Origin of the sequence: Devosia sp. (assembly GCF_041917035.1) — a bacterium.
GTDB lineage: Bacteria > Pseudomonadota > Alphaproteobacteria > Rhizobiales > Devosiaceae > Devosia_A.
On record NZ_JAYRYM010000035.1, the window covers coordinates 1 to 22,919 of the forward strand.

A 22,919-nucleotide genomic window follows, 5' to 3' on the forward strand; every position below is an offset into this window, starting at 1 on the left:
GTTCGAATTCGGTGACGAAGGTCTGGGCAATCGCCAGGATATCGTCACCGCGCTGTCGGAGCGGCGGCACCTCGGCAGTAATGGTATTGAGCCGGTAGAGCAAATCGCTGCGGAACTCGCCCTGTCGGGACCGCTCCTCGATGGCAGCATTGGTGGCCGCGACGAAGCGGATGTTGACCGGCCGGTCGCGCACGCTGCCCACTGGCCGCACCACCCTGTCTTCTATCGCCTTGAGCAGCTTGCCCTGCTGGGCCAGCGGTAATTCACCGATCTCGTCAAGGAACAGCGTGCCGCCCTCGGCAGCCTGGAAAAGCCCGATCTTCTTTTCGGTGGCACCAGTGAAGGCGCCACGTTCGTGACCGAACAGTTCGGACTCGACGAGTTGCTCGGGCAATGCCGCGCAGTTGACGGCAATGAACGGCCGATCCGCCCGGGGTCCGTCAAAATGCAGCGCCCGCGCCACCAGTTCTTTGCCGGTGCCGGTCTCGCCCAGGATCAGCACGGGCGGTCCGGCCTCGCTCCCATCGGGAGAGGCCTTGCCTTCGGCGGCCGTCAGGAAACGAAGGCGGCGCTTGAGTTCAAGGATGGCGGGCGACGTGCCGACAATGCGGTCGACGCCGCTGCGCGACCGTTCGCGTGCCGTCAGGTAGCTGAGCGTGCCTTCCAGGCTCGATTGCGCCAGAAGCCGGCGCGCGAGGAGGCCGAGCTCGCTCAGAGACACGGGCTTGGTCAGGTAGTCGTTGGCGCCCGCCTTCATCGCCGTCACCGCAAGTTCCACCCCGCCATGGGCGGTGACCATCACCAGCTTGGTCCAGCGGTCGGTGGCGCGAACTGTCTCGATCAAAGACAGTCCGGTACCATCGGGCAGGTTGTGATCGATGAGCAGGAGGTCGGGCTGCAGCGTTTCGTAAAGCCGCAAGCCATCGGCGAGCGTTGCAGCATGTTCGGCAGCAAAGCCTTCCCGCGTGAGGAAGATCTTCATGTTGCGGCCGAGCAGCGGCTCGTCCTCGACGATCAGCACTGTGCCACCCATCAGGCCACCGGAATGTCGATGTTGACGGTGGTGCCGACGTCCCGCGTGCTGGCGATGCTGAACATGCCCCCGAACCGCTCAATGATGCCGCGTGTCAGCACCAGGCCGAGGCCGAGACCACCGGGCTTGGTGGTATAGTAGCGCGAGGAGACGTGCTGCAGGACATCGGGCGCGATGCCCCGACCGGTGTCGGCAAAACCAAGACGGATCATGCCGCGCCGGGGAGACCGATCGAGCGTTATCGAAAGTTCGCCCCCATCACCCATTGCCTCAAGGGCATTGGTGACCACTGTGGTGAGTGCCTGCTCCAGCAGCTTGAAATCTGCCTTGACGTGCACCTTCTGCGCGGCCGCATCGCCAAGGGTGATGACGACGCCGCTGCGGGTGGCAGCATGCCGGTGCCGATCGGCTATCCCTTTGAGCACGGCATGCGGGTCGATCACCTGCAGGTCGTAGGGTTCCGGTCGGGCATAAGACAGTAGATCGCGGACGTAGGAGTCCATGCGATCGACATCGCGCATGATCTCGTCGGCGATTTCCTGGTTCTCGGCCGGTAACTGGCCGCGCCAGAGTTCGGCCGACGAGCGGATCGCGGCCATCGGGTTGCGAAGGCTATGGGCCACTGCACTCGACATCTGGCCGACTGCCGCAAAGGCCGCTACGCTGGTCAGTTCGCGCTGCTGGCGCTCGATGATCTGCGCCCCGCGCTGCACGATCCAGTACAGCACAGCAAAGAGCAGCAGCGCGGCCGCAACGGCGCCGGACCAGATGGTGGCGCTGCCCGCCGCCAGGCGATCGTCGAGACGAAGTGGCAGCCGATAGAACTCCATTACGGCCACCACCGGGCGATCCGGGGCCATGCCGTGGAGCGGCATGTAGGCCTCGATGTAATGGTCGACATTGCCCAGGGCGACGTGTTCCTGCTTGTTGGCGTCGGTGAGGTAGCTCATGTCGGCGACGATCTCGCCGCGCAGTGCACGCTCGAGCTCATCATTGTCGTTGAAGGCCTGGCCGACCAGCTTTCCTTCCGTCGACCAGAGGATCCGGCGCGTCGTGGTATAGATGTTGATGCGCAAGATGCCGGGGATGTTGAGGGCGTGCTTGACGAAATCGAGCAGCTCCTCGCTCTGGTGCGGAATCGCGGCGCCGTCGTCGGCGAACATCTCAGCACCGTTGACAGCGGTGATGGTCTCGAGGAACTCCTGCGAAACCTGGCTTTCGCGATCAATCAGGCTGTCGGTCAGGTAGCTGTTGAGCCAGAATGCAGCTGCTGCGCAGATCAGCACGATGCTGCCCAGACTCCCGACGGCGAACCAGAGCCGGATATTGAACGTGGCTTTCGGCATGAGGCCCTGTCGCAAGCCCTGTCCCCGCTGGTTGAACGCGGCGAAGGTGGAGTCAAATTGATAGGTGGCAGGCAAATACTTGGCAAGCCACGAACGGGCGCTCGAAACTGTCATCACTAGAATGCCGACCGGACGGGAGAGATTGCCCCCATCCGGCCGGAGTGGTCGCGGCGTCAGATGCCGACGCAACGGCTCACGGGCGGCACATAGACCTCGGTTTCGGTCGAGCTGGAGTCGGTCGAGCTGCCCCGCTTGCGGTTCTGGCCACCGGCGCGGACGTTGGTCTTGATGTTCATGAGAGTCTCCTGGGGTTGAGCGCAACTGCGCGGTTTTCAGCGGATGTCCGCCGAACTTGGAAAATCGGAAAACGCAGTGACGGCGATGCCGTTTGCGTCGATGGAAAGATTAATACCGAGGGCCTCGGCGACTTCCTCGGTAAGGAACGGCAACCGCTGCGGCACATTGCCGAGCAACCGGCCATGGACGGCGATGTCAGCAGCGCTGAACGCACGCCGGGGAGTTGCCCGGCCGATGCTGGTATTGACGGCGGCCTGGCAACGCTCCGACACGGCAATGATCGCCTGCGTCTCGAGTGCGAATTCCGCTACCGCCGCTGCAAACGCGGTCGTGTGATGGGAATGCCCAAGGCGAGCGGTCAGGGTCTTCGCGAGATGGTCGGCAAGAGCATTCGATCTGGTGCGTGCCGACGCGAGTTGCGCCAGCAGACCTACACCGGCGGCGCGCAGACCGAGTCCGCATTGATCGAAGATCTCGGCATAGGCGCGGTCGCGGTCGCTGCGACGCTCTTCGGTGCCGAGCAGGGTGACGCGCTGCATGTTTGAGACATGCGCCGAGAGACGGGTCGCCAGATCGACATAGCGCGTCTCTCCACGGGCTACGGCCGCTCCGGCAATTTCGGCCAGCCGTTCATAGGAACGGGCCATGGCAGGCCAGAAGCGGAACAGCGCCGTATGCGCCCGCAGTGCATTGAGACCGTACTCAAATGCAGCGTCGATAGCGTCGAGCGCGGTGGCCACTTCCGGGTCGAAGGCAAAGTCTTCGTCCTCCTCACCGTGCAGCACCACGTCGAGGAACTCGCGCACCATATGGCTCGGACCGGCGCACACCCCAGTCTCGGAGTGGAAGGAGTAGTTGCGCTCGGCATAGTCGAAGATCGCTTCGGCGGTGATCGGGGTGTCGGGCGGCAGGACCGGTTCGCCGACCGGGATGAACATCATCTGATGCGTCGCCATACGCAGCCCATCGGTCACGCGGAACAACGATGACAGTGCCGGATGCAGTGGCGCAGCCTCGGCACCGGCGCGCACCAGTTGATAGGTCGGCACCGCCAGCACCAGTGCTGCCAGCCGCTCCACATGGGCCAACGTCCAGCCGTCTGCTGCCGCGGGGAAGCGCCTCAGGAAGTGCGCCCGGATGAACTTGAGCGCCGCCATCATCTGCGGCCAGTGGTTGCGCATGGCCTTGAGCGCACTGGCGTTCATTGGCCGGTCGGCCATGTAGCGGGTACCTGGGAACGGACAGGCCTTCCACTCGGTGGGCGTGTCGAGGCGCAGCGGCCGCGGGAAGACATTGGCTTCGCCGACCTGCCGCCCATCGGCGTCGAGCGCGATGTGGGCCACCCGAAACATCGGCACGATGAGTTCCAGATGGGCCGGATCGACGGCGCGACCGGCCAGTTCATCGGTGATGGCCGCACAGTCCGCCCAACTGCGCGCAATGGTGGCGCGAGCAGGCGGCAGCAGCGAGGTTCGCGCGTGACCTGAAGTTGGCACTTCGATCTCGGGCGCGCCGAGCTCCAGAATACCAGCCTCTACCAGGTTCTCCAGCAGGTCCCTGACCTCCGACCAGTCATAGCCGTCGCCCCAGGCGGTCGCGGCGTCAGCGCGGAAGCGGTCCTGGCGCGCCAGCGTCTCGCCAAAGGCAAACAGGTGCGGTTCGTCGAACAAGACTTCCTTGTCCTCATAGTAGAGGATCAGTTCGGGCTGGCCCTCGTCGCTCACTGCCTGTTGCACCACCATGCGGCGCGACATCGGCAGGCGTAGCTCATCCCCAGGCTGCAGCCCATCGTGCACGGGAACGTGCATCGGACATTGGCCGGGAGCAGGTTCTGCGCTGTCAAGAGTTCGGTGCATTGGCAGTTGTCCCAACCGGCTGGGCCGGCGATGCCAACTCAATTGCAACCAGCGTGCCAAGTTGCCGACGATCTGAATAGATCAACGCCCACAGATGCTTATCTCGCGCTTATGCGGAGCACCTGCCGCTCCGCCGGTGGGGCATTGCAGTGGGTCCCCCACTCGATTGGGGGATATGCCCCACCGTTGCACCCACTGCTGCGGCGACCGCACAACCCCGTACACGCGCCGCTCATATGAATCGTGCGGGCCATCGGAGTGCAGGTCATGACGGCACACTTTTCCCAGACGATGGTGGCCCTTTCCAACGACCGCCCGCAACGTGTGCATCTCATCTGGGTGGCGGCCGCAATCGCCATCACTGCCTGGTCGGTGTGGTTCTTCACCGCCCCGTTGACGCTCTATGCCGCGTCGCAGTCCGCCCATGTCGAGGCCCTCGGCGCGGCGCACGCCGTCGATGTGCCGATGGCCGGTGAACTCCTCTCGCTCCGCGCCACGCTGGGGATGGCCGTGCAGGCGGGTGACGTCATCGCGGAACTCGACGCCACAGAGGATCGCCTCCGACTGGTGGAGGCGCAGGCCACCCTCGCCGGTCTGCACTCCAGGTTCGAGCATCTCGGTCGTCAGATCGACGCCCGCCAGTCGCAGCGGCGGAACGAACTGGCTTCATCCGAAGCTGCGGCCACGGTGGCCGAGACTCACAATGACGAAGCCATCGCAGCGCTCGATTTCGCCCGCGGCCGCTCCGAGCGTCTGGCAAGGCTGGCCAAGACGGGCGGCACCTCTGCCGCCGAAGTGCTCAAGGCCAATGCCGATGTCGACGCGCTCATCGCAACGCAGAAGGGCTGGGTTTCCGAAGTGCTGCGACTCCGCCTCGACGCCCACGCGCGCGACGCGCAGGCGACGGCAGAGATCGAGGGCCTGACCAACGATCGCGCCGCCGTCGCAGCGGATATCGAGACGGCAAAGACCACCATCGCACTCATCGAGCGTGAGGTCGCCCGGCACCTCATTCGTTCGCCTGTCGCGGGTCGCATCGGCGATGTTGGCACCGTGCGGCCGGGTGGCTTCGTCGCTGTCGGCGAGCGGCTTGTCACCGTCGTCCCCGAAGCCATGGTGATCATTGCCGCGACCTTTGCGCCTTCCGAGGCGCTCGGCCGCATTCGCGTTGGCCAGCCGGCCATCTTCCACCTCGATGGCGTCGGCCTGCACGATATCCAGTCCGTGCCGGCGATCGTGTCCGCGGTCGCGAGCGAGGTGCGCGAGAATGCCGTTCGCGTCGAACTTGCCCTCGACCCAAGCCTGCCGGGTGTTTCGGCGCTGCAGCACGGGCAGCCCGGCACGCTCGAAATCGCAGTGGAAGACTCGACACCGGCCGGTCTGGTGACGCGGGTCACGGGTCTCTTCGCCGGGCGGACGAGATGAGCGCCTTCGCTTCAACCCGCCGCTGGTTTGCGCCCGAGGTGGTCCAGACCTCGAGCATGGACTGCGGTCCTGCGACCCTCAAGTGCGTGCTCGAAGGGTTCCGCATTCCGGTGAGCTACGGGCGGTTGCGCGAGGCCTGCCAGACGGGCATCGACGGGACGTCCATCGACACACTCGAAGAGGTCGCGAATCGCCTTGGGGTTGACGCGACGCAGTCTTTGCTGCCGGTCGACCACCTCTTCCTCAGGCGCCAAACTATCTTCCCGGCCATCGTCGTCGTCCGCTTGGGCGATGGTGCCACGCATTTCGTGGTGGTGTGGAGCCGGCATGGCGAGTGGCTGCAGGTGATGGACCCCGGCCTCGGGCGCCGCTGGATCAAGGCGTCGGTACTCGCCAACGACCTGCTGCGGCATGAGGCCAGTGTGCCGGCTGCCGCCTGGAGGGACTGGGCAAGCTCGGAAGAGTTTCTCGAGCCGCTCGCCGAGCGGTTCTCACGCCTGGGCGGCAGCGATGCCGACTTCGCCCGGCTGGTCGCCATCGCCACGGCCGATCCCGGCTGGTACCCGCTAGCGGCGCTCGATGCGACGGTGCGTTTGGCGCTAAACCTGCTCGATGCCGGCGGCCTTGCTGCCGGCGACGAGGCCCTGCGCGTTGTCGAGACGCTGTTTCAGCGAACTATCGCCAGTCCGGACGACATCTACGCCATCCTGCCGCCCGACTGTTGGTTGGTCGCGCCCGATCGCGAGAGTCTCGTCCTCGGCGAAAGGCGGGTGCTGGTGAAAGGCGCGGTCCTGGTTCGCGTCGCCGGCCGTACCGCCGCGACCAACAGGGAGGCAGGTGACCTGCCCATGCCTCCTGAACTCACCGTGGCGCTCAGCGAGAAACCCCAGCGTCCCCTTTCAGTGCTCCTGCAACTCCTGCTCGCCGACGGACTGCTCTCGCCGCTTGCCCTGCTCGGCGCCATCGGCCTTGCGAGCCTGTTGCTGATTATCGAAGTGCTGGGCCTGCGCACTCTTGTGGATATCGGCAGCCTGCTTGCCCCGGGTAACCAGCGCCTCGTCGGCGCGGGGGCCCTCCTGGTCCTGATGGGTGCGGCATTGGCCGTCCGGCTTGGCGTTGCCAGCGAGGCACTGCGCCTGGGGCGAGCGATGGAACTGCGCCTGCGCATGGCGCTACTCGACAAGCTGCCGCGGCTGAGCGACCGCTACTTCCAGAGCCGGCCGATCTCCGACATGGCCGATCGCAGCCACTCGCTGCATCTCAGCCGAGCGGTGCCAGGCATGGGCGTGCACTTCGTCCAGACCACGGCGGAACTCTGCCTGATGCTCTGCGGCATCGCGCTCATCGATGCCCACACCGCACTTTTCGGCGTCGCCGTCGTCGGCCTGCTGATGGGTCTCGCATGGCTTCTGCAACCGCTGGTGAGCGAGGCCGATCTCCGCGTCCGCAGCCATGCCGGCGCGCTGCATGGCTTCTCCCTCGACGCCCTGCTCGGCGCTGTGCCAATCCGGGTACATCGGGCCCAGCGCGCCGTCCGCCGTCGCCACGAGGGGCTGCTCGTCGCCTGGGCCGGTGCGCTGTTTCGACTGAGCCGGACCACGCTCCTGATCGAGAGCCTGCAGCAGGTCCTGGCCCTCGGCCTGCTCGGCCTCGTGCTGTTCGACCATTTTGGCCGCGCCTCCGGTATCGCCGCATCGGATCTGCTGCTGGTCTACTGGCTGCTGAAGCTGCCCGTGGCCGGCCAGACGCTGATGGCCTTGGCGCATCACTATCCAGCGCAGCGCAACGTCTTGCTGCGTCTGCTCGAACCTCTGACTGCACCCGATTCCGGCGCCACCACGCCGGCGCAGACCGTCCTCCGCGCCTCGGCTCCGGCCCGCATCGAGATCAGTGCAGGCACCGTCCGGGCCGGCGGCCATGTTGTTCTCGACGGCATCGACCTCGTGATCGAGGCCGGCGAGCATGTGGCGATCGTCGGTCCGTCGGGCGCCGGCAAGTCATCGCTGCTCGGCCTGCTGCTCGGCTGGCACAGCCTCAGCGACGGCGAGTTGCTGGTCGACGGCGCGCCCCTGGAACACGGACGGCTTTCCGAACTCCGTCGCCACACTGCGTGGGTCGATCCCGCAGTGCAGCTCTGGAACACCTCGCTCGGCGACAATCTGAGTTTCAGCAGCGAGGCGGCGGATGGCGCCCCGATCAGTGCTGCTATGGCCGGTGCCGATCTGCGCAGCGTCGTGCAGCGCCTGCCCGACGGCCTCCGCACGCCACTTGGCGAAGGCGGTAGCCTGGTCTCAGGTGGCGAGGGCCAGCGCGTGCGTCTCGCCCGCGCCATGGCGCAGGAGCACGTGCGGCTGGTTCTCCTCGATGAACCGTTTCGGGGCACCGACCGGCAGCAGCGCCAGCGGCTCCTCACCAGTGCCCGTCGCCATTGGGCTGCGGCCACGCTGCTCTGCGCCACGCATGACATCGCAGAAACGCTGAGCTTCAGCCGTGTGCTGGTGATCGAGAACGGCCGCGTCGTCGAGGACGGCGATCCGGCGCGACTGGCCACGGCACCGTCGCGCTATGCCGAACTTCTCGACGCCGAAGAGACGGCCCGGCAGACGCTTTGGCAGGGCCGGCACTGGCGGACACTGAAGGTGGAGGATGGCCGTGTCCGAGATGACCGCTGACACGCTGTCGCTTGCGCCTGCCCGGTCGGACAGCAGGACGCGCACACGTCCGCGCCCAGGCCTCGAGGACAGGCTGGCACGCTACGCCTGGCCGCTGCGCCAGCTCGGCGATGGTCTCGCCGCATTGGCCTCGGCCACTGGGCTGACCGCCGACGCGCGCCTGCCGAGCGTACCGGCCAGCGTACTCACTGGTTCAGGGGAGGCCATCGAGCACTGGCTAGATTGGGCAGCGCAGAGACTGGCGCTCGAAGTCGAAGAAGTCGAGGCCGGAGTGTCCGATCTCGGCGGCCTCCTGGCGGTGGCCTTCCCAGCCATCATCCGGGTGCGCTTGGCGCGCGAACCGCAATTCGTGCTGGTCGTCGGGCGACGTGGCGCAGATCTCGTTGTGCTCACACCAGAGCAGCGACGGCGCCGCCTTCCGATCGCAGTCCTGGAGCGGCAGCTCACCGCGCCGTACGCCGCGCCGCTGCAGCGCGAGATCGACAAGCTGCTCGATGTGGCCGGTGTCGCGACGGCCCGTCGTCCGACTGTCAGTGCGGCGATGACCCGGACGCGGCTTGGCGCAACGCCGGTCGACGGCATCTGGTTGTTGCGTCGGCCGCCGTCGGCGTCCTTTGTCGACCAGATCAGGGCGCTGCGCATTCCGCTGCGCCTCGCCGGTGTGATCGCATTGATGGTCGCGCTCTACGGCAGCGAGATTTTTGCGTGGGGGATCATCGGTGGCAGCATCCTGGCCGGTCGGTTGGATTTTGGCGCCTTGGCCGCCTGGTCGCTGCTGCTGGTTTCCATGGTGCCCCTGCGTGCTGCAGCCGGGTGGCTTAACGCGAAAATGGCAACGGACTTCGGCAGCCTGCTGAAGGGTCGCCTGCTGGCCGGCGCCCTGCGGCTCGATCCGGAGGTGACCCGACGCCAGGGCGCCGGGCACCTGCTCGCCCGAGTCATGGAATCGCATTCCTTCGAGGCACTGGCGATCGCCGGGGGGCCTTCGGCGCTGGTCGCGGTGATCGAGCTCGGCTTTGCCTTCTGGCTTCTCGCCAGCGGCGCTGGCGCGGCACTGCTCGTTGCGTCTCTTGCGCTGTGGACCGCACTGACCATCGGCCTCGGCATCCGCTTCTTCCGGCGCCTTCGCGTGTGGACGAGTAAGCGGCTCGACCTCACCCACGACCTGATCGAGCGCATGGTCGGGCATCGCACTATTCTCGCGCAGGAGCGGGCAGCGCATCGCGACGACCTCGGTCGCGACATGAGCGGCTATCTCGCCGGCTCGATCGGTGTCGACCGCGCCGCCCTGCCCTTTGTGGCCGGCATGCCGGCCGGATGGCTGGTGCTCGCCATCGCCGCTTTTCTGTTCGCCACGGTGCCCTCCCCGCTCGAACCGACGCTACTCGCCACTACGCTGGGCGGCATACTGTTTGCCGGCCGCGCGCTGGGAAGCGTCACCGCGAGCCTTGCCGCGCTCGGCCGCGCAATGATCGCCTGGCGCGAGATCGCGCCGATGTTCGAGGCCGCGGTGGATGTCGAGCCAGCGCCGCCATTCCTCGCACCGACTGCCCTTCGGCAGGTCGATGCCGGCGTTGGGCCCCTGATGGAAGCCGCGGGCGTTTCCTTCAGCTTTGGTGTCCGGCCGGTGCTCAGCGCGGCCAACCTCACGATCGAGTCCGGCGAGCGCCTGCTGCTGGAAGGCAGCTCGGGCGGCGGAAAATCGACGCTTGCCTCATTGCTGGTCGGCATCCGTACGCCGCAATCGGGCCAGGTGCTGTTGCGCGGGCATGACCGACGCACCCTCGGGGCCAGCTGGCATCAGTTCGTCACCGAGGCACCGCAGTTCCATGAGAACCATATTCTTTCGGGCAGCCTCGGCTTTAACCTGCTGCTCGGTCGGCGCTGGCCAGCCACGCCGGAAGACCTCGCCGAGGCGCGGCAGATCTGTGACGAACTCGGCCTTGGTGACCTCATCGATGGCATGCCTGGCGGACTCAACCAGATGGTGGGCGAAACCGGCTGGCAACTCTCGCACGGCGAGCGCAGCCGCATCTTCCTCGCTCGCGCGCTGCTGCAGGATGCCGAACTCACCATCCTCGACGAGAGCTTTGCTGCACTTGACCCCGAGAGCCTCCGCCTTTGCCTCGACTGCGCATTCCGCCGCGCCCGAACGTTGCTGGTGATCGCCCACCCCTAGCCCCTTGGCGACCATTCGGGTCAGTCCGCTTTGCGCCGATTGTGTTGATTTCGTCGGCGGTTGATCGGCCGGCATTGTCGTGGGCATCCGGTCCGAGCGGCGGCTGTGCGAGGAGGTTCATCTCAACCTCGCCTATCGATGGTTCTGCCGAGGGCGACGACGTGCCGCTGATTCAGCTCAAGGTACCCATGCACCTACGTGCAGGAGATAGCGATCAGCCCATCGCGGGGTGACGCCGAACGGTTCGCCCTCCAGCAGCTCAAGTCCGCTTTCGGCCCAGAGTCCGGCAAGCGGTCTCCAACCAATCGCCCCTCAGTGCCGGAAGCCAGGTCTCATCCCGCCTCGGCCAATTCGGGCAGTGCCGTATAGTCGGCGAGGCATTCGGGGTTGGCGAGAGCCGTATCGTTGCCGATCGGCCGGCCGTGGATGGTCTCCCGCACGGCGACTTCGGAGATCTTGCCCGACCGGGTGCGAGGGATGGCACGAACCGCAATGATCTTGGCCGGCACGTGGCGCGGCGTGGCGCCGGCGCGGATGGCGCGCCGCACGGTTTGCTGCAGTTCATCGGTCAGCGCCATGCCGTTTCGCAGCTTGAGAAACAGCACGATGCGCTGGTCGCCCTGCCAGTCCTGCCCCACCGCAATCGCTTCCTCCACCCCCGCGATAGCCTCAACGATCCGATAGATCTCAGCGGTACCGATCCGCACCCCACCCGGGTTGAGCGTGGTGTCGGACCGGCCATGCACCACATAACCTCCCGAGGGGCGCAGCTCGACATAGTCGCCATGCGTCCAGAGGCCCGGGAAGCGCTCGAAATAGGCAGACCGATAGCGGCTGCCGTCGGCGTCGTCCCAGAAGCCGACCGGCATCGACGGATGCGCATTGCGGCAGACCAGTTCGCCGGGTTCGCCGGCCCGGGGCTGCCCGTCGGCACCGAAGGCAGCGACGTCCATGCCCAGCATCGGCCCCTGCAGCTCGCCGCGCCGCACCGGCAAGGTCGGCACGCCGCCGAGGAAGCAGCCGCAGATATCGGTGCCGCCCGAGATCGAGGCGAGGTGGACGTCGCGTTTCCAGCTCTCGTAGACGTAGTCGAAACTCTGCGGCAGGAGCGGTGAGCCGGTCGAGAGAATGGTCCTGAGGCTGCCGAAATCGTGGGTCTCCGCCGGTCGCAGCCCGGCGCGATGGCAGGCATCGAGATACTTGGCCGACGTGCCGAAGACGTTGATCGCCTCGGCATCGATCAGGTCGGGCAGCCTCCGCGCGTCGGGCCAGGAAGGATTGCCGTCATAGGTGACGAGCGTGGCGCCGGACGCGAGGCCGGACACCAGCCAGTTCCACATCATCCAGCCGCAGGTCGTATAGTAGAAGAGCCGATCACCCGCCAGCAGGTCGCAATGGAGCCGATGCTCCTTGAGGTGCTGCAGCAGCAGGCCTCCTGCCGCATGCACGATGCCCTTGGGGCGTCCGGTCGTCCCCGAGGAATAGAGGATGGCGAGCGGCGCATCGAAGGCACCGCGATGATAGTCCATCGGCCCGGCGGCATGTGGCGCCAGCCAGTCCTCGATTCCCGAGGCGCGGCCCACAAAGGTGGTGCCGGCCGCCGGCTTGCCGATCAAGACGATGCGGGCGGGCCGGCTCGCCGCCGCCACGGCGTTGATGCTGGCACTGGTATCGATCCACTTGCCGGCATAGCCGTAACCGGCAACGGCGACGAGGATTTTCGGATCCACCTGTCCCAGCCTGTCGGCGGCACCCGCCGGGCCGAAATCGGGCGAGCACGAGCTCCACACGGCGCCGATCGCGGCAGTGGCGAGATAGAGCGAGATGGCCTCGATATCGTTGGTGACGATGCCGGCCACCCGGTCCCCCGGCCCGACGCCGTCGGCCCGCAGCGCCGCGGCGCAGCGCGAGACCAGGTCCGAGAGCTCCCGGCGCGACAGCTGCCGCCGCGTGCCGTCGTCGCGATGCGCGATGATCGCCGGTCGGTCGTCGGCGTCGCGCAGCAGGTTCTCGGCATAGTTGAGCCGGGCGTCGGGGAAGAACCGCGTCGCCGCAAGGCTGTCGCCGCCCGCGACGGCTCGCTCACCCTTGCTGCCGATCACCCCGAGCTCGTCCCAGAGCGCCGAATAATATGCCTCCGGCTCGGCCACCGACCAGGCATGCAGGCCGGCATAGTCGGTCGGTGCAAAGCCATGGGCGGCGGCGAAATTCGCCATGCCGGAGGCGGCGATGCGCTTGGGCGAGGGCTGCCAGAGGATGTCGCCGATGCTGCGTTCCGTCATTCCGGCCTCTCCACTGCCATGGCAATGCCCATCCCGCCGCCGATGCAGAGCGTGGCGACGCCGCGCCGCGCCCGTCGTCGCGCCATTTCGTGCAGCAGGGTCACGAGGATGCGCGCGCCCGAGGCGCCAATGGGGTGGCCGAGCGCGATGGCGCCGCCATTGACATTGGCCCGCTGCGGATTGATCCCGAGCTTACCGATAACGGCAAGGCTCTGCGCCGCGAAGGCTTCGTTGATCTCCCAGAGGTCGACATCGTGCAGCTCCCAGCCGGCACGCTGCAGCGCCAGCAGGCTCGCCGGGATCGGGCCGAGGCCCATCACCTGCGGGTCGATGCCGGCATGCCCCCAGGCGACGATCCGGGCCAGTGGCGCGAGGCCGCGCCGCGCCGCCTCGTCGGCGGACATCAGCACCAGCGCTGCCGCTCCATCGTTGATCCCCGAACTGTTGCCGGCGGTGACCGACCCGGCTTCGGCGAAAGCCGGTTTCAGCCGCGCCAGAACCTCGAGGTTGCTGTCGGGGCGGATGTGCTCGTCGGCACTGACCTCGACTGCCCCTCTGCGGCCGGGCACCTCTACGGGCACGATCTCGGCGGCAAAGCGGCCGGCCGCGCTGGCGTCCGCAGCCTTGCGTTGCGAGGCGACGGCAAAGCCATCCTGTGCCGCCCGGTCGACGCCGTGGCGATTGGCGATGGTCTCGGCCGTCATTCCCATCGGATAGCCGTAGAAGGCATCGGTCAGCCCGTCGCTCGTCACGCTGTCGCGGAGCGTGATGTCGCCCAGTTTCCCGGCGCGACGTACGCTGGCCGTGTGCGGGGCATTGCTCATGCTCTCCTGCCCGCCGGCGACGACGATCCGGGCGCTGCCGGTCTGGATCTGCTGGGCCGCCAGCGCCACGGCGCGCAGGCCCGAGCCGCAGACCTGGTTGACCAGCGCCGCCGGCGTGCTGTCCGGCAGACCGGCGAGGCGGGAAGCCTGCCGCGCCGGGTTCATGCCGTGCCCGGCAGCCAGCACCTGGCCGAGGATCACCTCGTCGACCTCCCCGGCCGAAATGCCGGCATCGGTCACCGCGGCCGCGATGGCCGCGGCGCCCAGTTCATGCGCCAGAACCGGCGAGAGCGCGCCGCCGAGCGAGCCGATCGGCGTCCGTCGCGCCGAAACGATGACCACGTCGGGGAGGCTCTGCATCAGAGCGCTCCATGGATGTAGGTGGCCTTGAGATAGAAATCCTTGGGCCGCCCGATATGGGTGCGGATGATGTCGGCGAGCTTGCCGGCCTCGCCGGCCTCGATCGCCTTGATCATCTCGAAGTGCTCGCTGATCGCCAGTTCGCGCAGCTCCTCGTTGGGGAAGGCGCGGCTGCGGATCGGATGCGTTGCGAAGGTGTAGTGGATGATGGCGTCGGCCAGCGTCTGGTTGCCGGCGGCGCGATAGAGCATTTCGTGAAAGCTGTTGTTGAGCGAGAAGACCTCGGCATAGCGCTGCGCGCGGCTGGCATCGCGGTGGCGGCTGGCAATGTCGGTCAGCGCCGCCACCAGTTCGTCGCCGGCCGGCCGCACGAAGCGCGCCGCGGCAGCGAGCTCGAGGCACTCGCGCACTTCATAGAGCTCCTCGATCTCGGCGATCGAATAGTCGCGCACCTGCACGCCCTTGTTGGGCTGCCGGATGGCGAGCCCCAGTCGCTCGAGTTCGTCGAAGGCGCGCCGCACGGCGTGCCGGGTGGCATCGGTGCGCGCCATGATCTCGTCCTCGACCAGCCGCTCCTTGGGACGCAGCTGGCCGGCAATGATCGCCCGCTGCAGTTCCCGGAACACAACGTCCCACTTTTTTGGCTGATCCGTCAGGGACTTGTCGGTCATCGGCCGCCTGGCTCCGCTTTTGATCCTGCCCTGTCCATACATCACTCTCCACATCGTCACAATCATCGTTGACATTATCGATAATGAGATCGATGCTTAAGTCGATAAGGGAGGGCGGCGTGTATCGGATTGGCTGCGGCGCAGGATTTTCGGGCGATCGCATCGACGCGCCACAGGCCGTCGTGGCCGAAATCGCTGCCTCCGGCGCGGGTGGCGCCATCATTTTCGAGACTCTGGGCGAGCGCACACTGGCCCTGCGCCAGACGGCACGCCACGCCGATCCCACCAAGGGCTACGAACCGCTGCTCGAGGAACTGCTGGAGCCGGTTCTCGCCCAGTGCCTCGCGGCCGGCATCGTCATCGTCGGCAATTTCGGTGCCGCCAATCCGGCCGGCGCGGCGGCGGCCATCCGGAACCTGGCCGAGCGGCTAGGTCTCCCCTCTCCACGCATTGCCGTGGTCGAGGGCGATGACCTCCTCGGCAAGATTTCTCTGGAAGACACTGTCCGCTGGGACGGCGACGGCCGCCTCCCCGAACTCGAGGGCGAGGTCATCGCCATCAACGCCTATATGGGCGCCGGCGCCATTGCCGACGCGATCCGTGCCGGCGCGCAGATCGTCGTCACCGGGCGCGTCGCCGATCCGGCTCTGGCGCTCGGCCCGCTGGTGGCGCATTTCGGCTGGGACTGGTCCGATCTCGATCGCATCGCGGCCGGCACGCTGGTCGGCCACCTGCTCGAATGCGGCGCGCAGGTCACCGGCGGCTATTTCGCCGATCCCGGTTTCAAGGACGTGCCCGGCATGGCCGATCTCGGCTTTCCGATCGCCGAGGTCGAGGCCGATGGCAGCTTCGTCATCACCAAGCCCGCCGGCACCGGTGGCCTGGTCGACCGCCGCACGGTGGCCGAGCAACTGCTCTACGAAATCCACGACCCGGCCGCTTATCTGACGCCCGACGTCACCCTCGACATTACCGGCGTCACCGTCGAACCGGCGGGTCGCGATCGGGTCCGCGTCTCCGGGGCGCGCGGCCATGCGGCGCCAACGACCCTCAAGGCAACCGTCAACGTCCATGGCGACTGGCTGGGCGAGGCCGAGATTTCCTATGCCGGCGCCAATGCGCTGGCGCGGGCCCGGCTCGCCATCGACACCATCGCCGAGCGCCTCGCGCGCCGCGGTCTCGCCGTACGCCACCGCGCCGATGTCATCGGCACCGTCAGTGCTTTCGACGCCGATGCCGGGAGCATGCTGGCCGAACTGCCGGTCCCTGCCGATGGCGACTACCGCGTCCGCTTCGCCTTCGGCGGCACGCAGTCCCGCGACGTGCAGCGCGCCGTCGATGAGGTCAACGCCCTCTATTGCTGCGGCCCGGCCGGCGGCGGCGGCGTGCGGACCAGCGTCCGCCCGCGCGTCCGCACGCTCTCGCACCTGGTGTCGCGCGAGGCCGTCATCCCGTCGTTCCGCTTCATTGGAGCGGCGGCATGAGCAGTGCGCATCAGACGGTCAAACTGCACGCCATCGCCCATGGTCGCTCCGGCGACAAGGGCAACCGGCTCAACGTCAACGTCATCGCCTACGACAAGCGGCACTGGCCGGTGCTGCTCGCCGAAGTCACTGCGGAACGCGTCGCAGGGCTCTTCGCGCATCGCGGCGTCACCCAGGTGCGGCGCTACGAGCTGCCGCTGCTCCACGCCCTCAACTTCGTCATCGAGGACGCGCTCGAGGGTGGGGTCAACTCCAGCCTCGCGGTCGACGCGCACGGCAAGTGTCTGTCCTACCTGGTGCTCGGAATGGATGTCCGGGTGCCAGTCGAAACCGGGGACGGGCAACTGCTCGCGCCCGAACTGCAATCCGCCCGCTAAGGGCATCCAGGGAGGTTACACATGAAAGTTCGTTCCAGCCTGAAAGGCATCCTGCTCGCAGGGGCGTCGATGGCCGTCTTTGCTGCGCAACCGGCGATCGCCCAGGAGCTGCAGCAGGGCGGCACGCTGCGCGTCGGCATTTCGCAGATGGCCCCCTCGCCCGATCCGGTGGTCACCACCTTCGGCGTCAACTGGCTCACCGCTTCGATCGCCTGCGAGGGCCTGCTCGGCGTCGACGAGAGCTGGACGCCGCAGCCCATGCTGGCCGAAAGCTTCACCTATGCCCAGGACGGCAAATCGCTGACCGTGGTGCTGCGTCCCGATCTCAGGTTCCATTCGGGTGCTGCGCTAACTTCGGCCGACGTCGTCGCCTCGCTCAACCGTTTCCGCGAGTCGGCAGGCATCGGTGCCTCGCTCAAGGGCGTGACAAGCGCCATCGAAGCGGTGGATGACCGAACGATCCTCATCACACTGAATACGCCGACCCCGATCGTGCCGGGCGTCCTCGCCGGCCAGCAGGCCGTGATCATGTCGTCGGCCTCGCTCGAAGGCGCCTCGCCGACTGAAGCCACACGCGGCCTCGACTGCACCGGCCCCTATACCCTCACCAGCTACACGCCCGACCAGGGCGCCGTGCTGACCCGCTGGGCCGACTACCACAGCCGCAGCGAGCCGTCCTCGGCTGCGACCGGTGCCAAGCATGCCTATGCCGACGAAATCCACCTGCGCCTGATGCCGGAGGCCTCGGTGCGTCGCGACTCGCTGATCACCGGCGAACTCGACATCGCCATGGAAATGCCGATCGATTTCTTCGATGCGCTCACCAACGATCCCAATACCGAGCCTGTGGTGGTGGCCAACAACCAGTCGCTGACCGTGGTGTTCAACACCAAGGAAGGCCCGCTCGCCGACGTCAACCTGCGCCGCGCCATCTACCACGCGCTCGAGATGAATCCGATCATGCTGGCTTCGGTCGGCAATCCCGAATTCTATACGCTCGATCCGAGCTGGATCCCGGACCCCAATTCGTTCTGGTACACCACCGCCGGCGTCCCCGACGGCTTCGGCACGCCCAACCCCGACAAGGTCAAGGAGTACCTCGCCGCCTCCAGCTACAAGGGCGAGCCGATCCGCTGGCTGGTCGCGTCCGAGCAGTACCAGAAGCACTTCCTGACCGCGGTCACGGCGTCCCAGCAGCTCGAGGCATTCGGCATCAATGTCGAAATCCAGGAATCGCCGATGGCGAGCTACATCCAGTCGCGCGCCGACGCCACCAAGATGGATGCGTTCTCGAGCTTCCTGCCGACCTATGTCGATCCGACCTCGATCGCCTATCTCAACGCCACCTATCCGGGGTTCTGGACCGATCCCGAAAAGCTCGAGCTGATGGCCAAACTTGCCTCCACAATCGATCCGGCAGAGCGCAAGGCGATCTTCGAGAAAGTGCACGCCCTGGCCTATGACCAGTTCCCGTTCATCAAGTACGGCACGGAAGCCAATATGTACGGCATCCGCAAGGGCGTCGGGAATCCGGCCCGCGTCCCGACGCGCGGCTACGACCTCTACAACGTCGCCCCGCCCCAGCAGTGACGATGACGACCTCCCAGGCGATACCTCCCGGCAGCCTGTCCGGTGGTGACGAAGAAGTCTTCGTCACCACCAATAAGTCGGTGTGGCAGCGGCTGCTGGGCAATCCCACGGCCATGGCCTCGATCGCGCTGCTCGCGCTCGTCGCCCTGGGCGCCATCCTGGCGCCGCTGCTCGCCCCCGGCAATCCGCTCCGGGTGAGCCCCGCCGATCGCTTCACGCCGCCCGGCGTCGAGCATTTCTTCGGCACTGACAATCTGGGCCGCGACATGTTCAAGATGGTGCTGCATGGCGGCCGCACCTCGCTACTCGTGGGGCTCATCGTCACGGCCATCTCGATGAGCGTTGCCGTCTTGCTCGGTCTCCTCTCGGGCTTCTATCGCCAGGTCGACGTCATCCTGATGCGCCTCGTCGATGGCCTGATGGCGTTTCCCGGCATCGTCCTCGCGACCGCCGCCGCCGGTATCATGGGTCCTTCCACCACCACCGTCATCACCGCGCTCTCGATCGTCCTCGTCGCCCCCTCGTTGCGCGTCGTCCGCGGCCAGGTACTGGTCGTGCGCGAGCTCCAGATGATCGAGGCAGCGCGATCGGTGGGCGTCCCGACCCTGCGTCTCTTCTCCCGCTACATTCTGCCCGCCGTCAGCTCGCCGATCCTCGTCCAGGCGTCGTTCATCTTTTCGGCAGCGGTGCTCGGCGAAGCCGGCTTGAGCTTCATCGGCGTCGGCATCGGCCCCAAGGAACTGAGCTGGGGCAACGCCTTGACCGAAGCGCGCAACTACATTTCCCAGGCGCCCTGGATCGTCATCTTTCCCGGTCTTGCCCTGATGCTCACGATCCTTGCCCTCAATCTGCTGGGCGACTCCCTGCGCGATGTCCTCGACCCGCGCCTGGCACGGAGGCGCTGACATGCTGCGCTATCTCGGCAAGCGCTTCCTCCTCATCCTGCCCACGATCTTCGTGCCGCTGATCCTAGTTTTCCTCCTCCTGCGCCTCTCGCCCGGCGACCCGGCGGGCATGATGCTGGGCGACCAGGCCACTGCCGACCAGATCGCGGCGCTGCGCACGCAACTGGGGCTCGATCAGCCGATCTGGGTGCAATTCTTCATCTGGCTCAAGGGCATCCTGACCCTCGACCTCGGCAATTCGATCTTCTTCCGCGAGCCGGTGATGGCGATCATCCCGCGCTATGCCGGCGTCACCATCCTTCTCACCCTCGCAGCGCTGCTGCTGGCGGTCGCCATCGGGGTGACGCTGGGCCTCGTTTCGGCCATGAACCGAAACAAGCCCATCGACCGCGCCGTGGTCACCACTGCCGTGCTCGGCATCTCGCTCCCCGAGTTCTGGTTCGCGCTGCTGCTGATCTTCGTTTTTGCGGTGACGCTGCGCTGGTTCCCGGTTGCCGGCTACAATCCGCCCGACGCCGGCCTCATTGCCTTCGGCGCCACCATCTTCCTCCCGGCCCTCGCTCTCGGCGTCCGGCAGTCGGCGCTGATGACCCGCATGATGCGCTCGTCCATGCTCGACGTCCTCAACGAGTCCTATATCACCACCGCCCGCGCCCAGGGCCTGCCGGAAAGCACCGTCATCGGTCGCTATGCCATGCGCACGGCCGCGATGCCGGTGGTGACGGTCGCCGGCCTTTCGGCCGGCTACATGCTCGGCGGTGCCGTCGCCATCGAGATCATCTTCGCCCTGCCGGGCCTCGGACGCATGCTGGTCGAGGCGGTCGGCCGCCGCGACTACCCGCTGGTCGAAGGCGGCGTCCTCACCATCTCGCTTGTGCTGGCGGTGCTCAACCTCGTGATCGACCTCATCTACGCCCTGCTCGACCCCAGGATCCGTTATCAATGACCGCGCACCTCGCTCCGCTGCCGGCCGAAACGACCCGCACCGCGCTGGCGCCGATCGTGCTCGAGGTCGAAAATCTCGGGCTCGGCTTCCGCAATGCCGATGGCCTCCTGCCGATCATCACCGATGTCTCCTTCACCATCCGGCAGGGCGAAGCCGTGGCGCTGGTCGGGGAGAGCGGCTGCGGCAAATCGATCACCGCCAGCGCGGTGATGGGCCTCGTCCCCGACCACGCCGAGATCACCGGCCTCATCCGACTCAATGGCAAGGAAGTTTCCGGCCTGCCGCCGCGCGAGCGCCGCAAGCTCTGCGGCCGACATATGGGCTTTATCTTCCAGGAGCCGATGACGGCGCTGCACCCGACGCTCACCATCGGCCGGCAGATGACCGACACGCTGCGGCACAATCTCGGCCTCGGCCGCGCCGCCGCCATGGACCGCGCCGCCGAGCTGCTCGACCGGGTCGGCATTCCGCGGGCCCGCGACATCCTCAAGGGCTATGTGCACGAACTCTCCGGCGGCATGCGGCAGCGGGTGATGATCGCCCTCGCCATTTCCTGTGGCCCCTCGCTGATCATTGCCGACGAACCGACGACGGCGCTCGACGTCACCATCCAGGCGCAGGTGCTCGACCTGCTCGATGAGATGCGAAGCGAGCTCGATCTCGCCATGCTGTTCATCACCCATGACCTCGAAGTGGTGGGCGATTTCTGCGACCGGGCGGTGGTGATGTATGCCGGCGACGTGGTCGAGCGCGGCGCCAGCGCCGACGTCGTCCATCACCCGGCCCATCCCTATGCGCGCGGCCTCCTCGATGCGGTCCCCTCGCATGACGACGGAAGGAGGCGCCTCAGCCCGATCGGCGGCACCGTGCCGCCGGTGGGCCAGTGGCCGGACGGCTGCCGATTTGCCCCCCGCTGCGCGCGCGCCGATGAGCAGTGCCTGACCCGCCCGGCGCTGGCGTCGCACGAACGCAGCGACGTGCGCTGCTGGCATCCGCTGGAGGGCGCGGCATGAGCGGCGAACCCGTGCTTTCGGTCACCGGCCTCTCCAAGTCGTTCAAGATGGTCAAGGCAGTCCGCGACGTCAGTTTCGACATCCCGCGCGGCAAGACCTTCGGGCTTGTGGGGGAATCCGGCTCTGGCAAGTCGACGACGGCGCGGCTGGTGCTGCGCCTCGTCGAACCCACGGCCGGCACCATCCGCTTCCGTGGTCAGGATCTCTCGTCGCTCTCCGCCGGTGCCCTGCGCCGTGAGCGCCGGCACATGCAGATGATCTTCCAGGACCCGTTCGGCTCGCTCAACCCGCGCATGAGCATCCGCGAGACACTGACCGAACCACAGCTCGTGCATGGCCTGGGCACGCCCGAAGAACGACTGAAGACGGCGGAAAGACTGCTCTCCGAGATCAGTTTGCCGCGCACCGCCCTCGATCGCTATGCCCACGAATTCTCCGGCGGGCAGCGCCAACGCATCGCCATTGCCCGCGCCCTCGCCACCAACCCCGAGCTGATCGTCGCCGACGAGCCGGTGAGCGCCCTTGACGTCTCGGTGCAGGCCCAGGTGCTCAACCTGATGCGCGACCTGCAGGACCGGCACGGCACGACGATGCTGTTCATCTCGCACGACCTGCGGGTGGTGCAGTTCATGTGCGAGGAAATCGCCGTCATGTATCTGGGCGAGATCGTCGAGCAAGGCCCGCGCGAGCGCATCTACGGCGCCCCTTCGCACCCCTATACGCAGGCGCTTATTTCTTCAGTGCCGGGTCGCGGCAATGGCCAGCGAACAAGGCTCAAGGGCGAAATCCCGAGCGCCCATGCCATCCCAAGCGGCTGCGCTTTTCGCACCCGCTGTCCATATGCCTTCGATCGCTGCATCACCGAAACGCCGGCCATGCGCGACCTCGGCGGCGGACAGAAGGCCGCCTGCCACCTGCTCGACAAGGCTGACGCGGCATGAGCGAGGCGAGGACCATCGATATCGTCAGCCGCGAGGCCACCTATCGCGGGCTTCGCGACAGAATAGGCGATCGGTTCCTCAATCTGCGCTACGCCGAAGCGCCCGTCGGCCCGCTGCGCTTCAAGCCACCTGTCCAGCACGAGAACAAGGGCATGATCGACGCGACCCACTTCGGCCTCGCCCCGCCGCAGGTGCAGCGCCCTGCCCCGGCCTGGGCGACACAGGGCGCGGGCTTCGAAACGGGCGAGGATTGCCTCAACCTCAACCTCTATACCCCGGCGGCCGACGACAAGCGCCGGCCGGTGATCGTCCACGCCTTTGGCGGTGGCTTCCAGGGCGGAGCGGCGCATGGGACCTTCCACAACGAACCGCGCTTCGCCTGGGACAACGATGTCGTTCTGGTGCGGCCCAACATGCGCGTCGGCGCCCTCGGCTTCCTGCACCTCGCCGAGGCGTTCTGGGAAGGCTACGCAGCGACCAACCGCGGCATGCTCGACTTCATTGTGGCGCTGCGCTGGGTGCATGACAACGTCGCCGCCTTCGGCGGGGACCCCGACAATGTCACGCTGGTCGGCATGTCCTCGGGCGCCTTCACCATATCGGCGCTGTTCGGCGTCGACGATCTCGCAAAACTCTATCGCCGCGTCTGGGTGATGAGTGGTCCGGCGAGCCGCATCATCGCGCCGGAGACGGCCGCCGCCCTCGCGGCCGACTTTCT

At 66.9% G+C, this 22,919-nt stretch carries 18 protein-coding genes and 1 pseudogene; 12 read left to right on the forward strand and 7 right to left on the reverse strand.

All coding sequences use genetic code 11. The features are described 5' to 3' along the window. The 4 genes from ACE3TU_RS06130 to ACE3TU_RS06145 all read right to left on the reverse strand — a co-directional run. Nucleotides 1-1,021: sigma-54-dependent transcriptional regulator (locus ACE3TU_RS06130; protein WP_374621586.1), on the reverse strand; the 1,021-nt coding region annotated here is incomplete at its 3' end. Nucleotides 1,022-1,032: 11 nt separating this feature from the next. Then, nucleotides 1,033-2,379, reverse strand: coding sequence for a PAS domain-containing sensor histidine kinase (locus ACE3TU_RS06135; RefSeq protein WP_374621588.1), 1,347 nt, complete (start codon nt 2,377-2,379; stop codon nt 1,033-1,035). A 173-nt stretch (nt 2,380-2,552) separates the two neighbouring features. Continuing rightward, nucleotides 2,553-2,675 (reverse strand): hypothetical protein, encoded by a 123-nt coding sequence (locus tag ACE3TU_RS06140; RefSeq protein WP_374621591.1) that lies wholly within the window; start codon nt 2,673-2,675, stop codon nt 2,553-2,555. A gap of 36 nt (nt 2,676-2,711) precedes the next feature. Continuing rightward, nucleotides 2,712-4,430 carry a hypothetical protein gene (locus ACE3TU_RS06145; protein ID WP_374621594.1) on the reverse strand — a complete coding sequence of 573 codons (1,719 nt, stop codon included), beginning with the start codon at nt 4,428-4,430 and terminating at the stop codon, nt 2,712-2,714. A 369-nt stretch (nt 4,431-4,799) separates the two neighbouring features. Here ACE3TU_RS06145 and ACE3TU_RS06150 point away from each other — a divergent pair, with 369 nt between their 5' ends. The 4 genes and pseudogenes from ACE3TU_RS06150 to ACE3TU_RS06165 all read left to right on the forward strand — a co-directional run. Further along, complete coding sequence (locus tag ACE3TU_RS06150; protein WP_374621597.1) at nt 4,800-5,957, forward strand: HlyD family secretion protein; 1,158 nt, start codon at nt 4,800-4,802, stop codon at nt 5,955-5,957. After that, a complete protein-coding gene (locus ACE3TU_RS06155; protein ID WP_374621600.1) occupies nt 5,954-8,629 on the forward strand; it encodes an ATP-binding cassette domain-containing protein in 2,676 nt (891 codons plus the stop codon). Before ACE3TU_RS06150 ends, ACE3TU_RS06155 begins: the two co-directional genes overlap by 4 nt. Further along, nucleotides 8,619-10,808, forward strand: coding sequence for an ATP-binding cassette domain-containing protein (locus ACE3TU_RS06160; RefSeq protein ID WP_374621634.1), 2,190 nt, complete (start codon nt 8,619-8,621; stop codon nt 10,806-10,808). The genes ACE3TU_RS06155 and ACE3TU_RS06160 overlap by 11 nt, the downstream gene beginning before the upstream one ends. 70 nt (nt 10,809-10,878) lie before the next feature. Then, nucleotides 10,879-10,959: pseudogene (locus tag ACE3TU_RS06165) on the forward strand (transposase); the annotation flags it as partial. 181 nt (nt 10,960-11,140) lie between these two features. Here the strand turns inward: ACE3TU_RS06165 and ACE3TU_RS06170 are convergent. Genes ACE3TU_RS06170 through ACE3TU_RS06180 form a run of 3 tightly spaced genes read right to left on the reverse strand, consistent with a single transcriptional unit; the run spans nt 11,141 to nt 14,945 of the window. Beyond that, nucleotides 11,141-13,090, reverse strand: coding sequence for an acetoacetate--CoA ligase (locus ACE3TU_RS06170; RefSeq protein WP_374621603.1), 1,950 nt, complete (start codon nt 13,088-13,090; stop codon nt 11,141-11,143). After that, nucleotides 13,087-14,274 carry an acetyl-CoA C-acetyltransferase gene (locus ACE3TU_RS06175; RefSeq protein ID WP_374621606.1) on the reverse strand — a complete coding sequence of 396 codons (1,188 nt, stop codon included), beginning with the start codon at nt 14,272-14,274 and terminating at the stop codon, nt 13,087-13,089. Before ACE3TU_RS06175 ends, ACE3TU_RS06170 begins: the two co-directional genes overlap by 4 nt. Next, nucleotides 14,274-14,945: a GntR family transcriptional regulator gene (locus ACE3TU_RS06180; RefSeq protein ID WP_374621608.1), complete on the reverse strand. Its 672-nt coding sequence runs from the start codon at nt 14,943-14,945 to the stop codon at nt 14,274-14,276. Before ACE3TU_RS06180 ends, ACE3TU_RS06175 begins: the two co-directional genes overlap by 1 nt. A 119-nt stretch (nt 14,946-15,064) precedes the next feature. On the opposite strand from ACE3TU_RS06180, the gene ACE3TU_RS06185 reads away from it, so the two are divergent. From ACE3TU_RS06185 to ACE3TU_RS06220, 8 genes are all read left to right on the forward strand, one after another. Further along, nucleotides 15,065-16,429, forward strand: a complete 1,365-nt coding sequence (locus tag ACE3TU_RS06185) for an acyclic terpene utilization AtuA family protein (protein WP_374621611.1) — start codon at nt 15,065-15,067, stop codon at nt 16,427-16,429. Next, on the forward strand, nt 16,426-16,806 hold the full coding sequence (locus tag ACE3TU_RS06190) for a hypothetical protein (protein WP_374621614.1): 381 nt from the start codon (nt 16,426-16,428) through the stop codon (nt 16,804-16,806). Before ACE3TU_RS06185 ends, ACE3TU_RS06190 begins: the two co-directional genes overlap by 4 nt. A 21-nt stretch (nt 16,807-16,827) precedes the next feature. Beyond that, nucleotides 16,828-18,396 carry an ABC transporter substrate-binding protein gene (locus ACE3TU_RS06195; protein WP_374621617.1) on the forward strand — a complete coding sequence of 523 codons (1,569 nt, stop codon included), beginning with the start codon at nt 16,828-16,830 and terminating at the stop codon, nt 18,394-18,396. A gap of 2 nt (nt 18,397-18,398) precedes the next feature. Beyond that, a complete protein-coding gene (locus ACE3TU_RS06200) occupies nt 18,399-19,301 on the forward strand; it encodes an ABC transporter permease (RefSeq protein ID WP_374621620.1) in 903 nt (300 codons plus the stop codon). 1 nt (nt 19,302) lies between these two features. Beyond that, complete coding sequence (locus ACE3TU_RS06205) at nt 19,303-20,247, forward strand: ABC transporter permease (protein ID WP_374621623.1); 945 nt, start codon at nt 19,303-19,305, stop codon at nt 20,245-20,247. Continuing rightward, a complete protein-coding gene (locus ACE3TU_RS06210) occupies nt 20,244-21,260 on the forward strand; it encodes an ABC transporter ATP-binding protein (RefSeq protein WP_374621626.1) in 1,017 nt (338 codons plus the stop codon). Before ACE3TU_RS06205 ends, ACE3TU_RS06210 begins: the two co-directional genes overlap by 4 nt. Then, on the forward strand, nt 21,257-22,201 hold the full coding sequence (locus tag ACE3TU_RS06215; RefSeq protein ID WP_374621628.1) for an ABC transporter ATP-binding protein: 945 nt from the start codon (nt 21,257-21,259) through the stop codon (nt 22,199-22,201). The genes ACE3TU_RS06210 and ACE3TU_RS06215 overlap by 4 nt, the downstream gene beginning before the upstream one ends. Next, the coding region (locus ACE3TU_RS06220) for a carboxylesterase family protein (RefSeq protein WP_374621631.1) at nt 22,198-22,919 on the forward strand (722 nt) is incomplete at its 3' end. The genes ACE3TU_RS06215 and ACE3TU_RS06220, both read left to right, overlap by 4 nt.